This is a genomic window from Leifsonia sp. Leaf336, assembly GCF_001423695.1.
Classification (GTDB): Bacteria; Actinomycetota; Actinomycetes; order Actinomycetales; family Microbacteriaceae; genus Leifsonia.
This window is the reverse complement of the sequence record NZ_LMOZ01000002.1, coordinates 244,492-260,271: the sequence shown is the minus strand read 5'-3', so window position 1 is coordinate 260,271 and position 15,780 is coordinate 244,492. Positions and strand designations below refer to the sequence as shown.

Annotated in this window: 12 protein-coding genes; 3 read left to right on the top strand and 9 right to left on the bottom strand. The window is 72.9% G+C overall.

Going from position 1 to position 15,780, the window contains the following annotated elements; translation table 11 throughout:
• Positions 1 to 161: 161 nt before the first annotated feature.
• Positions 162 to 2,279 carry a RecQ family ATP-dependent DNA helicase gene (locus tag ASF88_RS10165; RefSeq protein ID WP_055917591.1) on the top strand — a complete coding sequence of 706 codons (2,118 nt, stop codon included), beginning with the start codon at positions 162 to 164 and terminating at the stop codon, positions 2,277 to 2,279.
• Positions 2,280 to 2,291: 12 nt separating this feature from the next.
• On the opposite strand, the gene ASF88_RS10160 is transcribed toward ASF88_RS10165, so the two are convergent.
• The 4 genes from ASF88_RS10160 to ASF88_RS10145 form a co-directional block, all read right to left on the bottom strand.
• Positions 2,292 to 3,104: a hypothetical protein gene (locus ASF88_RS10160; RefSeq protein ID WP_055917586.1), complete on the bottom strand. Its 813-nt coding sequence runs from the start codon at positions 3,102 to 3,104 to the stop codon at positions 2,292 to 2,294.
• 114 nt (positions 3,105 to 3,218) lie between these two features.
• Positions 3,219 to 4,355 carry a UDP-N-acetylmuramate dehydrogenase gene (locus ASF88_RS10155; protein ID WP_055920260.1) on the bottom strand — a complete coding sequence of 379 codons (1,137 nt, stop codon included), beginning with the start codon at positions 4,353 to 4,355 and terminating at the stop codon, positions 3,219 to 3,221.
• Positions 4,356 to 4,363: 8 nt separating this feature from the next.
• Positions 4,364 to 4,789, bottom strand: coding sequence for a MaoC family dehydratase (locus ASF88_RS10150; RefSeq protein ID WP_055917583.1), 426 nt, complete (start codon positions 4,787 to 4,789; stop codon positions 4,364 to 4,366).
• Positions 4,789 to 5,235, bottom strand: coding sequence for a MaoC family dehydratase N-terminal domain-containing protein (locus ASF88_RS10145; protein WP_082518890.1), 447 nt, complete (start codon positions 5,233 to 5,235; stop codon positions 4,789 to 4,791). The genes ASF88_RS10150 and ASF88_RS10145 overlap by 1 nt, the downstream gene beginning before the upstream one ends.
• A 412-nt stretch (positions 5,236 to 5,647) precedes the next feature.
• On the opposite strand from ASF88_RS10145, the gene ASF88_RS10135 reads away from it, so the two are divergent.
• Entirely contained in the window at positions 5,648 to 6,571 is a 924-nt protein-coding gene (locus ASF88_RS10135; protein WP_055917576.1) for a Ppx/GppA phosphatase family protein, read from the top strand.
• Between the two features lie 78 nt (positions 6,572 to 6,649).
• On the opposite strand, the gene ASF88_RS10130 is transcribed toward ASF88_RS10135, so the two are convergent.
• Positions 6,650 to 7,303, bottom strand: a complete 654-nt coding sequence (locus tag ASF88_RS10130; RefSeq protein ID WP_055917573.1) for a TetR/AcrR family transcriptional regulator — start codon at positions 7,301 to 7,303, stop codon at positions 6,650 to 6,652.
• A 154-nt stretch (positions 7,304 to 7,457) separates the two neighbouring features.
• On the opposite strand from ASF88_RS10130, the gene ASF88_RS10125 reads away from it, so the two are divergent.
• The gene (locus tag ASF88_RS10125; protein ID WP_055917570.1) at positions 7,458 to 8,198 is read left to right on the top strand and encodes a DUF4386 domain-containing protein; all 741 of its coding nucleotides are present in this window, start codon (positions 7,458 to 7,460) and stop codon (positions 8,196 to 8,198) included.
• Here ASF88_RS10125 and ASF88_RS10120 read toward each other — a convergent pair.
• Genes ASF88_RS10120 through ASF88_RS10105 form a run of 4 tightly spaced genes read right to left on the bottom strand, consistent with a single transcriptional unit; the run spans position 8,180 to position 15,756 of the window.
• Positions 8,180 to 8,935, bottom strand: a complete 756-nt coding sequence (locus tag ASF88_RS10120; protein WP_055917567.1) for an ABC transporter ATP-binding protein — start codon at positions 8,933 to 8,935, stop codon at positions 8,180 to 8,182. The two genes, ASF88_RS10125 and ASF88_RS10120, sit on opposite strands and share 19 nt — an antisense overlap.
• Complete coding sequence (locus ASF88_RS10115) at positions 8,922 to 9,929, bottom strand: ABC transporter ATP-binding protein (protein WP_157498303.1); 1,008 nt, start codon at positions 9,927 to 9,929, stop codon at positions 8,922 to 8,924. Before ASF88_RS10115 ends, ASF88_RS10120 begins: the two co-directional genes overlap by 14 nt.
• A 5-nt stretch (positions 9,930 to 9,934) precedes the next feature.
• On the bottom strand, positions 9,935 to 12,697 hold the full coding sequence (locus ASF88_RS10110; protein WP_055917564.1) for an FtsX-like permease family protein: 2,763 nt from the start codon (positions 12,695 to 12,697) through the stop codon (positions 9,935 to 9,937).
• Entirely contained in the window at positions 12,694 to 15,756 is a 3,063-nt protein-coding gene (locus tag ASF88_RS10105; protein ID WP_055917561.1) for an FtsX-like permease family protein, read from the bottom strand. Before ASF88_RS10105 ends, ASF88_RS10110 begins: the two co-directional genes overlap by 4 nt.
• Positions 15,757 to 15,780 lie beyond the last annotated feature (24 nt).

Here is a 15,780-nt window from a genome sequence, read left to right as displayed (position 1 = left end):
CGCGATTTCGGCCGCTTCCCTTCTACCGGCGGTTCGCTGCGGCCATTTCATCCCACCCCTCACCCATCGCCACTTTCCCTCACAATCTCGCTCGTACGTGAGCTCTCCACAGATCATCGCCGACCCGGTCGCGCGTCGGTCGCTTCTGGAACGATGGCTGCATGAGCACCACCGAGACCACGTCAGAGACCACCCGCGATCGAGCCCTCTCCCGTCTACGCGCCCTCGTCGGGCGTCCGGACGCGCAGTTCCACGACGGTCAGTTCGAGGCCATCGAGGCCCTGGTCGACGACCGGAGCAGGGCGCTGGTGGTACAGCGCACCGGGTGGGGCAAGTCCGCGGTGTACTTCGTCGCGACGATGCTCCTGCGCGAACGCGGAACCGGCCCGACCATCCTCGTCTCGCCGCTCCTCGCTCTGATGCGCGACCAGGTGGAGGCCGCCGCGCGTGCAGGCGTCAGAGCGTTGTCCATCAACTCCGCCAACCGCCACGAGTGGGACGAGGTGGTCGGCCGCCTGAGAGACGACACGGTCGATGTGCTCCTGGTCTCGCCGGAGCGGCTCAACAATCCGGAGTTCCGCGATGAGCACCTCCCTGCGCTCGTCGAACGGTGCGGGCTCCTGGTCATCGACGAGGCGCACTGCATCTCCGACTGGGGCCACGACTTCCGGCCCGACTACCGCCGGCTGCGAGAGCTCGTGCGCGCGCTGCCCGAGGGCGTTCCCGTGCTCGCCACGACGGCCACGGCCAACAAGCGTGTCGTCGCCGACGTCGAGGAACAGTTGGGGGGCACGTCGGGCGCGGGCGCCGTGCGCACGATCCGCGGGCCGTTGGCCCGCCGCTCGCTGCGGCTCGGGGTCCTCGCCCTCGATGACGCCACCGCTCGTCTGGCCTGGCTCGCCGGGCACCTTCCCGATCTGGAGGGCAGCGGCATCATCTACACGCTCACGGTGTCAGCCGCCGATGACACCGCGCGCGTGCTCAGGCAGGCCGGTCACGATGTCGCGGCCTACACGGGCCAGACCGATCCTGCCGAGCGGGAGGAGCTCGAGGGGAGGCTCAAGCGCAACGAGGTGAAAGCGCTCGTGGCCACCAGCGCCCTCGGGATGGGATTCGACAAACCCGACCTCGGATTCGTCGTGCACCTGGGAGCACCCTCATCGCCCGTTGCCTATTACCAGCAGGTCGGGCGCGCAGGGCGCGCCACCGAAACGGCCGATGTGCTCTTGCTGCCGGGCGCCGAGGACCACGCGATCTGGCAGTACTTCGCAACCGCCGCGATGCCAACGGAGGAGAAGGCGTCCGCGTTACTCGGCGCCCTGGGCGATCGGGCGCAGTCCACGCGGGTGCTCGAGAGCCGTGTCGACCTGCGATCGTCCGCACTCGAACTCCTTCTCAAGGTGCTCGACGTCGACGGCGCCGTGCGGCGTGTGCCGGGCGGATGGATCTCCACTGGTCGGCCGTGGGCCTACGACCGCGAACGCTACGAACGCATCGCGGCAGCTCGAGAGGCCGAGCAGCGCGCGATGATCGAGTACGAACGCACGGCGGGCTGCCGCATGGATTTCCTGCAACGCCAGCTCGACGACCCCGACGCCGGACCATGCGGACGATGCGACCGCTGCGCCGGGGCCTGGTACCCGAGCGCGGTGGCTGCCGACGCCGCGCAGGCGGTCGCCTCGGAACTCGACCGAGCCGGCGTACCCGTCGAACCACGCAAGCTGTGGCCGACCGGCGCGGACGCTCTGGGCGTTCCCGTGCGTGGCAAGATCCCGCCGGACGAGCAGCTCGAGCCGGGTCGAGTGCTTGCCCGGATGACGGACCTGGGCTGGGGAGGTCGTCTCCGCGGGTTGCTGGCTCCGGAGTCACCCGACGCCGAGTGCCCACCGGAGATCCTGCGGGCGTGCGTTCAGGTGCTCGCCCAGTGGGGCTGGTCGCAGCGGCCGGGCGCAGTGGTCGCGGTGCCGTCCCGCTCGCGACCGCTGTTCACCGAGAGCCTCGCCCGAGGCCTGGCGGAGATCGGGCGCCTCCCCTACCTCGGAGCGCTCGCCCTCCGGCGAGGCGGTCCGTCGGGGAGCGCGGGCGGTAACAGCACCTATCGCCTCGCCGGCGTCTGGGACCGGTTCGACGCAGGCGGGCTCGACATACCGTCCGGACAGCCGGTGCTGCTCGTGGACGACGTCATCGACAGCCGGTGGACGATCACGGTCGCCGGACGCGAGCTGAGGCGTGCCGGTGCAGGAGGGGTACTGCCGTTCGCTGCCGCTCTGCGGGCGTGACGGGCCGGAAGCTCAGATGAAGCCGCCGAAATCGCCGCCGCCGAAGTCGCCGCCACCGAAATCACCGAGTCCGCCGGAACCAGCGTCCCACCCGGAACCGCCATCCCAGCCGGAGGCGCCGTCGTCGACACCGGGGTCCCAGCCGGAGGCCGCGTCGGTACCGCCCGCCGTGTCTGCCCCGGAGGCGTCGGCGGAAGCGGCCTGGGCGTCGGTCCCGCTGTCGGCGGAACCGCCGTCACCGGTGCCGGCGTCACCTGAGCCGGAGTCGGGCGACCCGCCGTCGCCCGCCGCTTGGTCGACACCGGGGGCCGGGAGGAACGCGCTGACGAGGGTGGAGGCGATGACGTAACCGGCCACGCTGCCGAGCAGCGAGCTCGCGAACATGCTGCCGAAGCCCATGCCACCCGCAGGACGGGTGCCGAGCGAGCGTTCCAGGGTGCCGGGCTGGCGCAGCTCGGAGCGCGTCGCCGCCTGGGCGAGCGAGCGAGCGTCGTCTCCTCGTGGCTGCTCACCTGACGGTGCGTTGGCGGAGAGTTCCTGGAACACGAGGCGCCGCTGCTCCGGAGTCAGCTTGGCGAAGGCCTCCTCGTGCACCTGCTCGATCGTCTCGGGTGGGGCGGTGCGCAGAAGGTAGCGGTAGCGCTCGACGGCGATCTCGTCGTCGCTGCGCTGCGCGGGCCGTGCGTCGGCGTGAGCGGGCGCAGCCGGGTTCTGCTGCGCGGGCGTCTGCTGCTGCGCTGGGGTGTACTGCTGAGCGGGCGGGTACTGCTGAGTGCGTTCGTCCTGCGGCTCTTCGCGGCCCAGGAGACGATCGAGGAATCCCATGCGGCACAGCATAAGAACGAATAGTGAGAGTCCTCTCAGAGAAGGCCGCCAGAGTACCCATCGCCGGTCTGTACAGCGTCCGCCTCTGAGGGTTCCGGCCCCGTCCGCGCAGCCCTACAGGGTCAGGCCGACCAGCACCGGCTCCGGGCGGAGCACCACGCCGAACTCGGCCTGAACACGCGACTGGATGAACGACGCCAGCTGGGCGACGTCCGATGCGCTCGCGTGGCCGCGGTTGACGATGGCGAGGGTGTGCTTCGACGAGATGCCCGCTCCCGAGCCGGGGAGGGCGAAGCCGCGGCGGATGCCCGCGTTCTCGATCAGCCAGGCGGCGGAGAGCTTGACGTCGTACGGGCCGTCCGCCAGCGGCGGGATGTCGAGCGGGTGCACGCCGCCGGCGGGAAGTCCGATGATCACATCGGGCTCGGGCGGCGTCACGGGCCAGCGCGGTGCGTTCGCGGGAAGGCTTCGCGCGAACGACTCGGAGACGATCGGGTTCGTGAAGAAGCTGCCGGAGCTGACCGAGTCCGGGTCGTCGGGGTCGAGCACCATCCCCTTGGAGGCGCGCAGCCCAAGCACGGCACGGCGCAGTTCCGCGACGGGAACCCGGCTGCCGAGGGGCACGCCGAGTGAGTCGGCCAGCTGCGCGTATGCGACCGGGGCACTGAGCGGCGCGCCCACGCCGCCGGGCACGGTGTTGTCGGACAGCTCCAGCTCCACCGCGAGCACCACACCGAGCCTCCCGCGCTTAAGCGCCGACGTGCGGTAGCCGAGCTCCAGCTCGGAACGTGACAGACGCACCACCTCGCCGGTGGCCGCGTCGAGGAAGTCGACACCGACGAGCGCCGACTCCAGCTCCTGCCCGTACGCGCCGATGTTCTGTACCGGCGCTGCGCCGGTGGATCCGGGGATGCCGGATAGCGCCTCCACCCCCGACCAGCCGTTCCGCACGGTCAGTGCGACGACCTCGTCCCACGGCTCGCCCGCCTGCACCCGCAGCCGCACGCGACCGCTCGGGGCGTCGATTCGCTCGATGCCCCGCGTCACCACGTGGATGACCGTGCCGGCGAAGCCGTCATCGCTGGCGACGGTGTTGGAGCCGCCGCCGAGGAGGAGCCACTCCTCCCCCGAATCCCAGAGATCGCGGGCCGCCCTGACCAGAGCGTCGGTATCCGCCGGCGCGATGAGGGCCTCCGGCACGCCTCCGACCCGCATGGTCGTGAGCTCGGCGAGGGCAGTGGCCTCAGTCATCGCGTCGTTCACGCGAGCGAGACGCGAACCTGCGCCTTGCCGAGGACGGTCTCGGCATTGAACGTGGTCGTGAGGTCGATGCGCGCCACCCGCGCCTCCGCGTCCAGCTGCCCGACCTTGGCCGTCACCTGCACGCTCGCGCCGCTCGTCGGATCGACGACCACGGGACGGGTGAAACGCACCTGGTAGTCGACGACGCGCGCGGGGTCCCCAGCCCAGTCCACGACCGGCTGCACCGACAGACCCATCGTGAGCATGCCGTGAGCGATCACACCGGGGAGGCCGACCGAGGTCGCGACGTCGTCGCGGTAGTGGATCGGGTTGAAGTCGCCGGAGGCGCCCGCATAACGCACGAGCGCGTCCCTGCTGAGGTCGAAAGTGCGCTCGGCGACCACGTCGCCGACGGTGAGGGACTCGAACTCGGGTGCGGACATCACTCGTCTCCTCGAACGACCAGGGTGGACACGGTGGTGACGACGTGCTCGCCGGCGTCGTCGACGATGACGGTCTCAGCGGTGACCATCGAGTGCGCGCCGAGCGACTTGACGGAGGTCACGGTGAGCGTCCCGGTGAGCTCGTCGCCCGCGATGACCGGGCGCGAGAACGTGAAGCGCTGGTCGCCGTGGACGACTCGGCTGAAGTCGATCCCGGCCTCGGGGTCGGCGAGGAGCTGGTCGAGGGTGAGCTGCTGCACGACGACCGCGAACGTCGGCGGCGCCACCAGGTCGGCGTGGCCCGCGGCCTGCGCGGCGTCGACGTCGAAGCTGATCGGGTCGGTGGCGAGGACGGCGGCGGCGAATTCGCGCACCTTCTCACGCCCGACGAGGTAGGGAGGGGTCGGCGGGAAGCTGCGCCCCACGAGCTCTGGATTCACTGGCACCCGACGATTCTACGAAACACGAGAGCCCCGGCGCAGAAGCGCCGGGGCTCTCGAGGCAGTATCAGTGGACTACTGGCAGCTGTCACACTGCAGCAGGTCCATCGGGTCGACGGGAACTGCGTAGCCGCCGACGCTGTCGTTTTCGTAGTCCATGTTGGCCTCCCCGTGAAGTCTGTTTCACCGTGTGTCTCGCGGTGTTTACCCACTATATAACCCGAATGACACGATTGTCATTCCACTACATGTAGTGTTTTCGAGTTTTTTCGGGCCTTCTTTGCCTCACCTGCGAGATTACGCGGAACCACCGACATCGACCCCTCCGAAGTGGGGGGAAGAGCGCGGCGTGTCGCGGGGATCGACCCGTGTTCCACGGCGTGTCGGCGAGGTTCGCGCGACCGTTACTCTCTTCACTATGCGACTCGGAGTCCTCGACGTGGGATCGAACACCATCCACCTTCTCGTCGTCGACGCCCACCCCGGCGCCCGGCCGCTTCCCGCGGCGACGCACAAGTCGGTGCTGCGGCTGATGCGCTACATCACCGACGACGGGTCGATCAGCGCAGACGGCGAGGCCGCCATCCTGGAGGCCATCCGCGCGGCGGTCGAGGTCGGCCGGGCCGAGGGCATCGAGGCGCTCCTGCCGTTCGCGACGTCCGCGATCCGGGAGGCCGCCAACGGTCCGGCGATCCTCGAGCGGATCCGCGTTGAGACCGGCGTCGAGCTGCAGGTGCTCTCGGGCGAGGACGAGGCCCGCCTGACCTTCCTGGCCGTGCGCCGCTGGTCGGGGTGGTCGTCCGGATCGCTACTGCTGCTCGACATCGGCGGCGGCTCGCTCGAGATCGCAGCGGGCGCGGACGAATACCCGGACACCGCGGTGTCCCTCCCGCTCGGAGCCGGACGCAGCACGATCGGGTTCCTGCACGACGACCCGCCGACCGACGACCAGCTCACGGCGCTGCGCGATCACGCCAGGGCCACCCTTGCCGAAGCGGTCGGGCAGTTCTCCGGCCGGGGACCCGAGCACGTCATCGGCACGTCCAAGACCATCCGTTCTCTCGCCCGGCTGGCCGGCTCGACGGCGAGCGGCCCCGGCGGCACCGAGCGCAGCCTCCTGCGCCGCTCCGAGCTGGCGGACTGGGTGCCCCGACTGGCGCAGCTGCCGGCCGACGCGCGCACCGCGCTGCCCGGCATCACCGCCGACCGCACGTTCCAGATCGTGGCCGGCGGCGTGGTGCTGCGGGAGGCCATGCGCGCCCTCGACGTCGCCGAGCTCGAGGTGTGCCCGTGGGCACTGCGCGAGGGCATCATCCTCCGCTATCTCGACCACCTCGACTGACGCGACCGCGAGATTTGCGCCGAATGTGGCGATGGGCACCGGCGCCTAGCGCAACATTTGCGGCAGATCTGGCGACGACTACGGCCAGCGGCGCTCGACTCCGTCGAGGATGAGGTCGAGGCCCGTGGCGAACTCCTCGTCGTAGTCGTAGCCCGCCTGCGCGAGCTCGGCGACGACCTCCACGAGGTACGGGAAGTACTGCGCCAGCTCGGGAGGTACCGACTGCTCCTTCTCGGCCGCCACCTTCCCCGACTCCTCCGGGGTGTCGAACGGGAGGGTCTTCTCCTGCAGGGCGAACCCGTACACGTAGGCGTCGAGCACCGAGGTGACGTGCACGGTGGTGCGGAAGGGGTAGCCGGCCTCGCGCAGGCAGCCCATCATCGCGTTGTGCGCGGCGAGGTTGGCGGGCCCGGGGCGGATCCGCGACTCCATCAGGCCGACCGCCCACGGATGACGCCGCAGCGCCCCCCGAAGGGACACCGCCCGAGCGCGCATCGCCTCGCGCCAGGTGGCGCCGGCCGGCGGCTCGACCTCCGCCCAGACCAGGTCGACCATCCCGTCGACGAGCTCGTCCTTGTTCGCGACGTGCTTGTAGAGCGCCATCGGCACGACGCCCAGCTCGGAGGCGAGCGAACGCATCGAGAGGGCGTCGAGGCCGACGGCGTCGGCACGCTCGAGCGCGCGGCGCAGGACAGCATCGCGGGTCAGGCGTGGGCGAGCGGGCTCGGACATGGCGCTTCCCTTCGGCGTGGATGGTGACGGGAGGACGGGTATTGACAAGGTGTACGGTGTACACCTATCGTGCAGGTGTACGGCGTACACCATCCTAGCCCGCTCCACCCGAACCGAGGCCACCATGTCCACCCAACAACAGCCCACCGAACATATGTCCACCGAACACCAGCCCGCCGATCGCCGTCGCGTGCTCACCGCCGGCGTCCTCTTCCTCGTCACATTCGTCTCCGCCATCGCCGGCGTGCAGCTCTACGCCCCGGTGCTCGACGATCCCGGCTACGTGCTCGGCGCCGGCGCGGACGCGCGCGTGGTGCTCGGCATCCTCTGCGAAGTCGTGCTGATCGTCGCGAATCTGGGCACGGCTCTCGCGCTCTACCCGATCCTCCGCCGCCGGGCCGAGGGGTTCGCGCTCGCCTACGTGGTCGCGCGCATCATGGAGTGCGTCTTCATCGCGGTGGGGATGCTGTGCGTGCTGACGGTCGTGACGCTGAGGCTCCGGGCCGCAGCGCTCGGCGACCAGGAGGCCGTCACGGTGTCGGCGAACCCGCTCGTCGCCCTCCGCAACTGGACGTTCCTCCTCGGCCCCGGCTTCGTCGCCGGCCTCGGCAACGGCGTGCTGCTCGGCTGGCTGCTGCTGCACTCGGGGCTGGTGCCGCGACCAATGGCGATCGTCGGGATCGTCGGCGGCTCGCTCGTGGCGCTCTCGGGCGTCGGCGTGCTCTTCGGTCTCTGGACCCAGGGATCGACGGTCTCCGCGGTCGCGACGCTGCCGGAGATCGTGTGGGAGGCGTTCCTGGGCGTCTACCTCACCTTCGTCGCCCTCACGCGGCGGCAGCAGCGCCGCAGGGCCGCACGTGTCACGGCGAGCAGCCCTCAGACCTCCGCCGCATGACGGCCGCGGCGCGGCGCACCGGCGCCGAGCCGGCCGTCGTGCAGCTCCAGCACGCGATCCGCGCGCGCCATCAGCAGCGGGTCGTGCGTCGTCACTACGGCGGCCACGCCGCTGCCGTGCACGAGCTCGACCAGGAGGTCCATGATCTGCCGCCCGGTCACGCTGTCCAGCTGCCCGGTCGGCTCGTCGGCGAAGAGGAGCGGAGGGTCGGCAGCGAGCGCGCGGGCGATTCCGACGCGCTGCTGCTGGCCGCCGGAGAGCTCGGTCGGCCGCTGCCGCGCGTGTGCCGCCAGGCCCACCCGATCGAGCAGCTCGGCGACGCGAGCGTCGCGCTCGGCGGGTGGAGTGCCGAGCAGTCGCAGCGGCACTTCCACGTTCTCCGCCGCCGAGAGGACGGGGATGAGGCCGAACGACTGGAATACGAACCCGACGCTGCGCTGACGCAGAGCGACGAGAGCGGCCTCGTCGGCCGTCCCGACCTCCACGCCGTCGACCACGACCCGCCCCGAGGTCGGCCGGTCGAGCCCGCTGAGCACGTTGAGCAAGGTCGTCTTGCCGGAGCCCGAGCGGCCCTTGATCACCACCAGCTCGCCGCGGTGGACGTCGAGCGTCGCCTCGGCGAGCGCGACCACCGGCCCCGCCGCGGTCTCGAACACGCGGCTGACGCCGGCGGCGACCAGCAGCGGCCCGTCGGGCGACGGCTGCGCCTGCTCGGCCACGGTCTCAACGCTCGTCATCGGCGGCCTCCTGCCGGGTCGAGGTCTTCGGCGCGTTCGGGGTCGGGTCCGCATCCGGCCGGACGTGCGGCCAGACCCCGACGTGGTCAGCCTCGAGGGCGAGTCGCACGCGCTCGCGCATCCCGAGGGTGGTCAGGTACTCCTGCGGGAGCTGGAGGCGGCCGACCCGGTCGAGGACGGCGTACTCCTCGGCGATCGTGTGCTCGTCACCCTCGGCCGTGACGCCGGTGCGGCGGAGGACCTCCGTCGCCGTGCGGCCGTCGCGGATCTGCACCGTGCGGGCGACGTGATCGGACACGGTGGGGTCGTGGGTGACGATCAGCGTCGTCACGCCGAGCTCGCGGTTGACGCCGCGCATGGCCTCCAGAACTTCGGCACTCGTCGCCTCGTCGAGCTCGCCCGTCGGCTCGTCGGCCAGCAGCACGCGCGGCTCGTTGGCGAGCCCGACGGCGATGGCGACGCGCTGCTGCTCGCCGCCGGACATCTCGGCCGGCGTGCGGTCGGCGCAGTGGTCGACCTCCAAGAGATCGAGGAGCTCGCTCGAGCGGCTCTCCCGGCCAGGCGTGCGGCCCAGCGACATCGCCAGAGCCAGGTTCTCGCGCGCGGTGAGGTAGCCGAGGAGGTTGCGGGAGGTCTGCTGCCAGACGAAGCCGACCGTGCGGCGCCGGTAGTCGACGCGCTCGCGCGACGACAGGGTGAGGAGGTCGCGGCCGGCGACGGTCACCGACCCGGCGGTCGGCTTGTCGAGGCCCGACAGGATGCCGAGAAGCGTCGACTTGCCGGAGCCGGAGGCGCCGACGATCGCGACGAGCTCCCCGCTGTCGACGCTCAGGGTCAGGCCCTGCAGCGCCTGGACCTCCACGCCGTCGGCGGTGAAGATGCGCACGAGGTCGGAGCAGCGGATCGCGGCGTCGGCGCGCACGGCGTCCGGACGGCGCTCGGCGGTCGCGTCCGGCGCGACGGCCGCTGCGGGAAGGGTCTCCTGCGTCGTCATCCTGGTCATTGTCCTCCTGTCGACGGAAGGTCTCCGGCCGCCCGCAGCACGGCGGCCGGCGACGAGCGGCGCGCCCCCGCGAGGGCCACGAGCGTGGCGACCGCCGCGACGGCCGCGAATCCGGCGAGCGCGGCGGCGCTCAGCCATGGGTCTCCGGCGACCTCGGGCTGAACCGGGCTTCCGGTGAAACCGCGGAGATCGAGCGGGCCGAGCACGATCCCCGGCAGCATCAGCCCGACGACCGCGCCGGCGACGAGACCGATGACGAGCACGGGACCGAGCTCCCAGGCGAGCACTCCGGCGGTCTGCCGCGCGCTGAAGCCGACCGTGCGCAGCGTCGCCACCAGCCGGACGCGGGCAGCGGTGTTCATCACCAGCGTGAGCACCAGCGCCGCGACGCACAGCAGTACCGTCAGCGCGATCGAGAGCAGCGCGATCGCCTCGGTGCCCGCCACCAGTGGGGAGGCACGGAGAGCCGCGCGCTCGGCGACCGCGTCGCCCACCAGGGCGCCCGATCCGCCGATGCGGGCGAGCCCGGCGTGCACGCGTGCCGCGTCGGCGCCGGGCGCCAGCGCGACCAGCACCGTCTGCGGGGAGCCGGTGACCCCGCTCGAGGGCGGCAGCGTCGAGCGGTCGACGATCGCCCAGCGGCTGTCGCGCACGTAGACGCCCGGCGCGAAGTCGAGCTCGGTGACAGCGAGGTGCACGTTCGTGCCCTGGCCGACGATGAGGGCGCTCGTGACCGGGATGCGGCTCTCCCACCCGCCGAGCACCGCCCCTGTGCGCCCGGGCATCCCGCCGGTCAGCAGCGTCGCGAGCCGGGCGGAGGCCGGGAGGTCGCGCTGGACGGCCTCCAGCTGCTTCGGGTCGACGAGGTACCCGGAGACGACCTCCCCGGTGCCTCCGGCGGTGATCGTGATGCCGCCCGCCCAGTCGACCGTCGCAGTGGCCGCGACGCCCGAGATGCGTTTCACCGCGGCCAGCTGGTCGCCGCTCAAGGAGGAGGCCGCCGTCAGTGACAGGTCGGAGCCGATCCTGGCACGCGCGCCCTGGTCGAGGCCGTCGCGCGAGGTGGCCAGCACGCTCACCGAGAACAGGGCGATGCTCACGCCGGCTACCAGCGCGAACACCGGCCAGAGCACGGCGCCGCGGCCGCCGCGGGCTCCGGTTCCGCGCGCGCCGGACGCGCCGAGGAAGGCGACGGCTCCCCGTCCGCGACGGAACACCCCGGCGAGCCAGCCGAGCGGGACGACCGTCACGCGCAGCACGAGCACGCACGCGGCCAGTGCGACGAGCACGGGGGTGAGCGCGACGAGCGGGTCGACCTCCAGACCCCCGCCGGAGGCCGAGAGTCCGCGGCGCGCCAGCAACACCACGCTGAGCACCGCCAGGCCGACCACCGTGACCTCGGCGACCCATGCCCACCGTGACCGGGCGGGCGGCGCCACGGGACGAGGCGCCAGCGAGCCGGCGGCGAGCACGAGCGCGACCGGCGGCGCCAGCGCGCAGAGCGCGGCGAGCAGCACGGGCAGCAGTACCGGCGTCGCGCCCGGCGTCACGGCGAACGCGATCGCGAGCCCGACGATCGACGCCGGAACGGAGGCCAGCGCGCCGTCGAGCGCGAGACTCCCCCGCAACCGGCCGGGCGACGCTCCGCGCGCAGCCATGAGCGCGAGCGCCTCCCTGCGGCGGGCGACCACGAGACGGGCGCCCAGCGCGAGGACCGTCAGAGCGACGACGAGCGGGCCGGCCGCGAGGATCGCGAAGAGCGTTTCGGCCGGCTGCGCGCGGCTCTGGAAGCCGTCGAGCGGCCCCTGAAGGCTGGTGCTGAAGGTGAGCGGAACGGGCACGCCGGCGACCGACGCCACGGGCGGGAGGGCGAGGAAACCGCCGAGGGCGCTCCGCACGGCCGTCAGGTCGTCGACCTCGAACGCCGCCGGCCGCACCGGGAACCACAGCGACGCGACGGCCGCGTCGAACGCCGGCGCGACCGTCGGCCACGAACCGGCGTCCAGCCACACGATCGCCCCGAACTGCTTGCCGGAGTCGCCGCCGTCGACGAAGTGACCGCGGGTGCGGACGGCGTCCAGACTCCAGAAATCGGCGGCGGCGTCCTTCGGCGCGACGATCCCGACCAGCTTCAGACGGAGGCCGCCCTCGGTGGCGGTACGCCGCTCGCCGCCGAGAGTCCAGCCCAGGAGCTTCGCGGCGTCGCGGGTGATCACGACCTCCACGACGGCGCCGCCGGTCGACACGCCGGCGACGGGCGCCGGCCAGGCTCCCTCCACGAGTCTCGCCTGCGCACGCAGGCCCCGGTACGCCTCGACGCCGACGCTGAACCGGCTGTTGGCAGCGGCGTCCGATGGAGGCTCGATGGAGACGTCGGTGCTCCTCATGGCCGACTCGCCCGGGCCGGTGACCTGACGGAGCGGCGGCTTCAGCGCTGCGTGCACCGACGTCGCGATGCCGGGGAGGCCGCGCCAGACCGCGGCGGGATCGAGGATCGGCCCCGCGGTGAAGGTTCCGGTGCGGATGGTCGTCGTCAGGTCGCGCCCGCCCGCGCCGGCCTGGGTCAGCTCGTGCCGCAACTCGGCTGTGAGCAGGCCGCCTGCCACTCGCGGCCAGGCGGCGAGCGCAATGGTGACGACCACCGTGACCGCCGCGAGCAGCAGGAGGCCGCCGCGGAACGCCGTCAGGGCGCGCAGTGCGAGGCCGGCGTCGGTGAGGCGCGAGGCGCGGGACGTGGTCGGGCGGGAGTCGGGCGTCATCGGGTCTCCTCCCGGTACGCGGTGTCGGCGGCCTGGCGCCGTACGCCGGCGCCGTAGCCCCAGACCGCGACGGCGAGGGCTGCCACCAGCGCGACCACCCCGAGGGTCATCCCGACCGGGTCGACCCTGCCCTGCACCGACAGCGTCGGCGGCGCGGTGACGACCGAGAGGCGGGCGAGCGTGTTGCCGACGAGCAGCACGACCACGACGCCGCCGAGGAGGCCGAAGACACCGGCCGCGCAGGCGACGCCGATGACCTCCAGCCGTCGCGCCCACGCCTGCTGTCGACCGGAGAGACCGACCGCGCGCAGCACGACGACCTCCCCGCGCCGGCGGCGGAGCGCCGCGGTGATCGCCGCGACCACCGCCGCGACGGCCAGCAGCGCGCACCCCGCCGCACCCAGCCAGGTGCTGATGACGGCCCCTCCGAGGAACCGGGCGACGAAGGCGCCGGAGGCCGTGCTCACGGAGGCGTCGGGGCCGACCTTCGCGCGCACGGCGTCGGCTACGGTACCGGCATCCGCGGCGCCGTCGGTGGCCAGCCACACGGAGGAGGCCCTCGAGACCGAGGCCGACGACCGCAGCAGCTCGGCGGTGAGCGCGGGCAGGTCGGCGAAAACGGCGCGCTCCGCCGAGGTGCCGGGGAGCGCGGGCACGATCGCCGCGACCCGCCCCTGGAGGTCGCCGACCGCACTGCGCACCTCGATGCGCTGACCCACCTGGAGCGCGTTGTCCTGCGCGAGCGCGGTGGTGACCGCGAGCGGGAGTGCGGACGCGCCGCGCGGCACGAACCGCACCGACGCGTCCCCGGTGAGCGAGGCGCCGCGCGCCCCCAGCGGGCCATCGTCGCGGAACGCGCCCGATGAACCGAAGGCCGCGGGTGCAGAGACCCAGCTGCCGGCGCCGCGCGGGAGGCCGGCCACCCGCAGGCCGAGGTCGACGGCGCCGTCCGGAGCCTCCAGAGCCACGTCGAGCGCGACGAGGCGGGTGGCGCCAGCCGGGAGCGGGAAGGTGATCGTGGCGGGGGCGGCCGACGGCACGACGGTCCCGGTCACCGGCACCACCTCCCCGGTGGAGGTCGCCAGCCACGCGGTACCACCGGCCGCGACGGCGTCACCCACGCCGGCTGTCACCGCGGCGTGCGCGGTCAGCGTGTGCGAGCCCGCCGGGAGCTCGGCTCCCGCGAGAGCGCCCTTCACCTGCAGGCGGCGCGATAGGTCGCCCGTGTCGAGCAGGTAACCGCCGATCGGCAGCAGTGTCGACAGCTCGCCGGCGTTCGCGGCGACCACCGCGATGTCGGAGTCGCCGACCGTCCCGTCGTCGACGATCGCGGGCGAGACCGCCGTCACCCCGGGCACGGTGGCCAAGCTCGCGGCTCCGGAGGTGTCGGCCGGGCCGTGCGGGCTCCCGCTCACCCCGAGATCGGTGCGCACGGCCGCGCCGTTCACCAGCAGGGCGGAGTCGCGCAGGAAGCCGGTGAACGTCCCGGCGTAGCCGGCGGCGAACGTCAGCGAGCCGACCGCGAGCACGATGAGCGCGACCGGTCCGGCGAAAAGCGCGACACCGCGACCCACCTGGCGGGCGGGCAGCACACCGGCGACACCGCGGCCACGCCCGGCGACGCGCTCGACGGCGGCCGAGACCGGCCCGAACAGCAGGAGGCCGATCAGCGCGATCGCGCACAGCACCGCCGCGGGCGCGACCACCCCGGTGGGATCGACCGCGTCGGATCCGCCGCCGACGGCCGGTCCGAACGCCACGAAGCGCCACAGTGTCACCGCCGCGGCGATGACCGCCAGCACGGTGAGGCCTCCCGACACGACGACCCGGCCGCGCCCGGCCTCCACCGCCCCCGGAGAATCAGAGGCGGCGCGCGCGGAGAAGACGACCGTGAGCGTCGACGCGAGGACCGCCATCGCGACGGTCAGCAGCGGCGGCAGCAGCATGTCGAGCGCCTGGGAGGGCGGAGCGACCGTGACCAGGAGGACGACCTGGGCCGCGGCAGTGCCGACGATCGTCGCGAGCACAGCGACGATGCCGGATTCGACGGCCGTCGCCCCGGCGAGGGTCGGGATGGTGACACCGCGCGATCGCAGCAGTCGCGTCTCGACCCTCCGGGCGCCGGCCAGCAGCTGGGCGAGCAGCACGAGGGCGATCGCCGAACAGGCGGCGAGCACGGCGAGCGGAACCGGGATGACGGCGTGCAGAGCGACGACCGAACGCTGCATCGCCGCGACCGTCGCCGTCGCGTCGCCCTCGGCGGAGAACGGACTGCTGCCCGCCGTCGAGTCGCCGCTCAGCTCGCCGGCCGCGCCCGCCAGGGCATGGTGGAGGCGCGGGAGCTGGGCAGCGGTCGCCCGCCGGGCGTCGGGCGTCACAACCCAGCTGCCGGTAAGGCCGTCGCTCGCCGCACTCGCGGTCGCCGCATCCACGACGACCCGGCCGTCCGTTCCGGCCTGACCGTCGGTCAGGCCGAGCCAGGCGGGCGCGGACGGATCGGTGGGCCGCCACAGGCCGGTCACCTCCACCGGGACCGGCGCCGAACCGCCCTGCAGCTGCAGCCGGTCGCCGACGCGGAGCGAATGGGCGCGCGCGAAGGCCTCGTCGACGGCGGCCTGGCCGCTCGCGTCGGGCCAGCGGCCTCCGGACACGACGACGCGCGAGTGGAGGTCGTCGCCGGCCACGAGGAGCAGCGCTGTGCCGCCTCCCACCACGGGGACCTGCGGAGCGGAGAAGGCGCCGGCGACACTCACCGGCAGCCGCTCGAAGCGGTGTGCGAGAACACGGCGGACCTCCGCGTCCTGCGCCGTCAGATCGGACAGCGCAGACGACTCCAGCGCCAGGGAGGTCACGGCTGCCGGCTCGTCGGCGAGGGTGGCCCGCACAGCGGCGGTCGGCGACCGGAACGCGAGCCCGGACATCACGCTCGCGAGCGCGGCGACCACCACGATGACGAGACCGGTCGCGACGAGGGTTCCGCGCTGGGCCCTGCTGCGCTGCAGCCAGAACGACCGTTGCCGGCGCGCGCCTGCCCCCGCCCGGCCCTCCCTCGCACGCATTCCCTCAACCTAGCGTGCGATCAC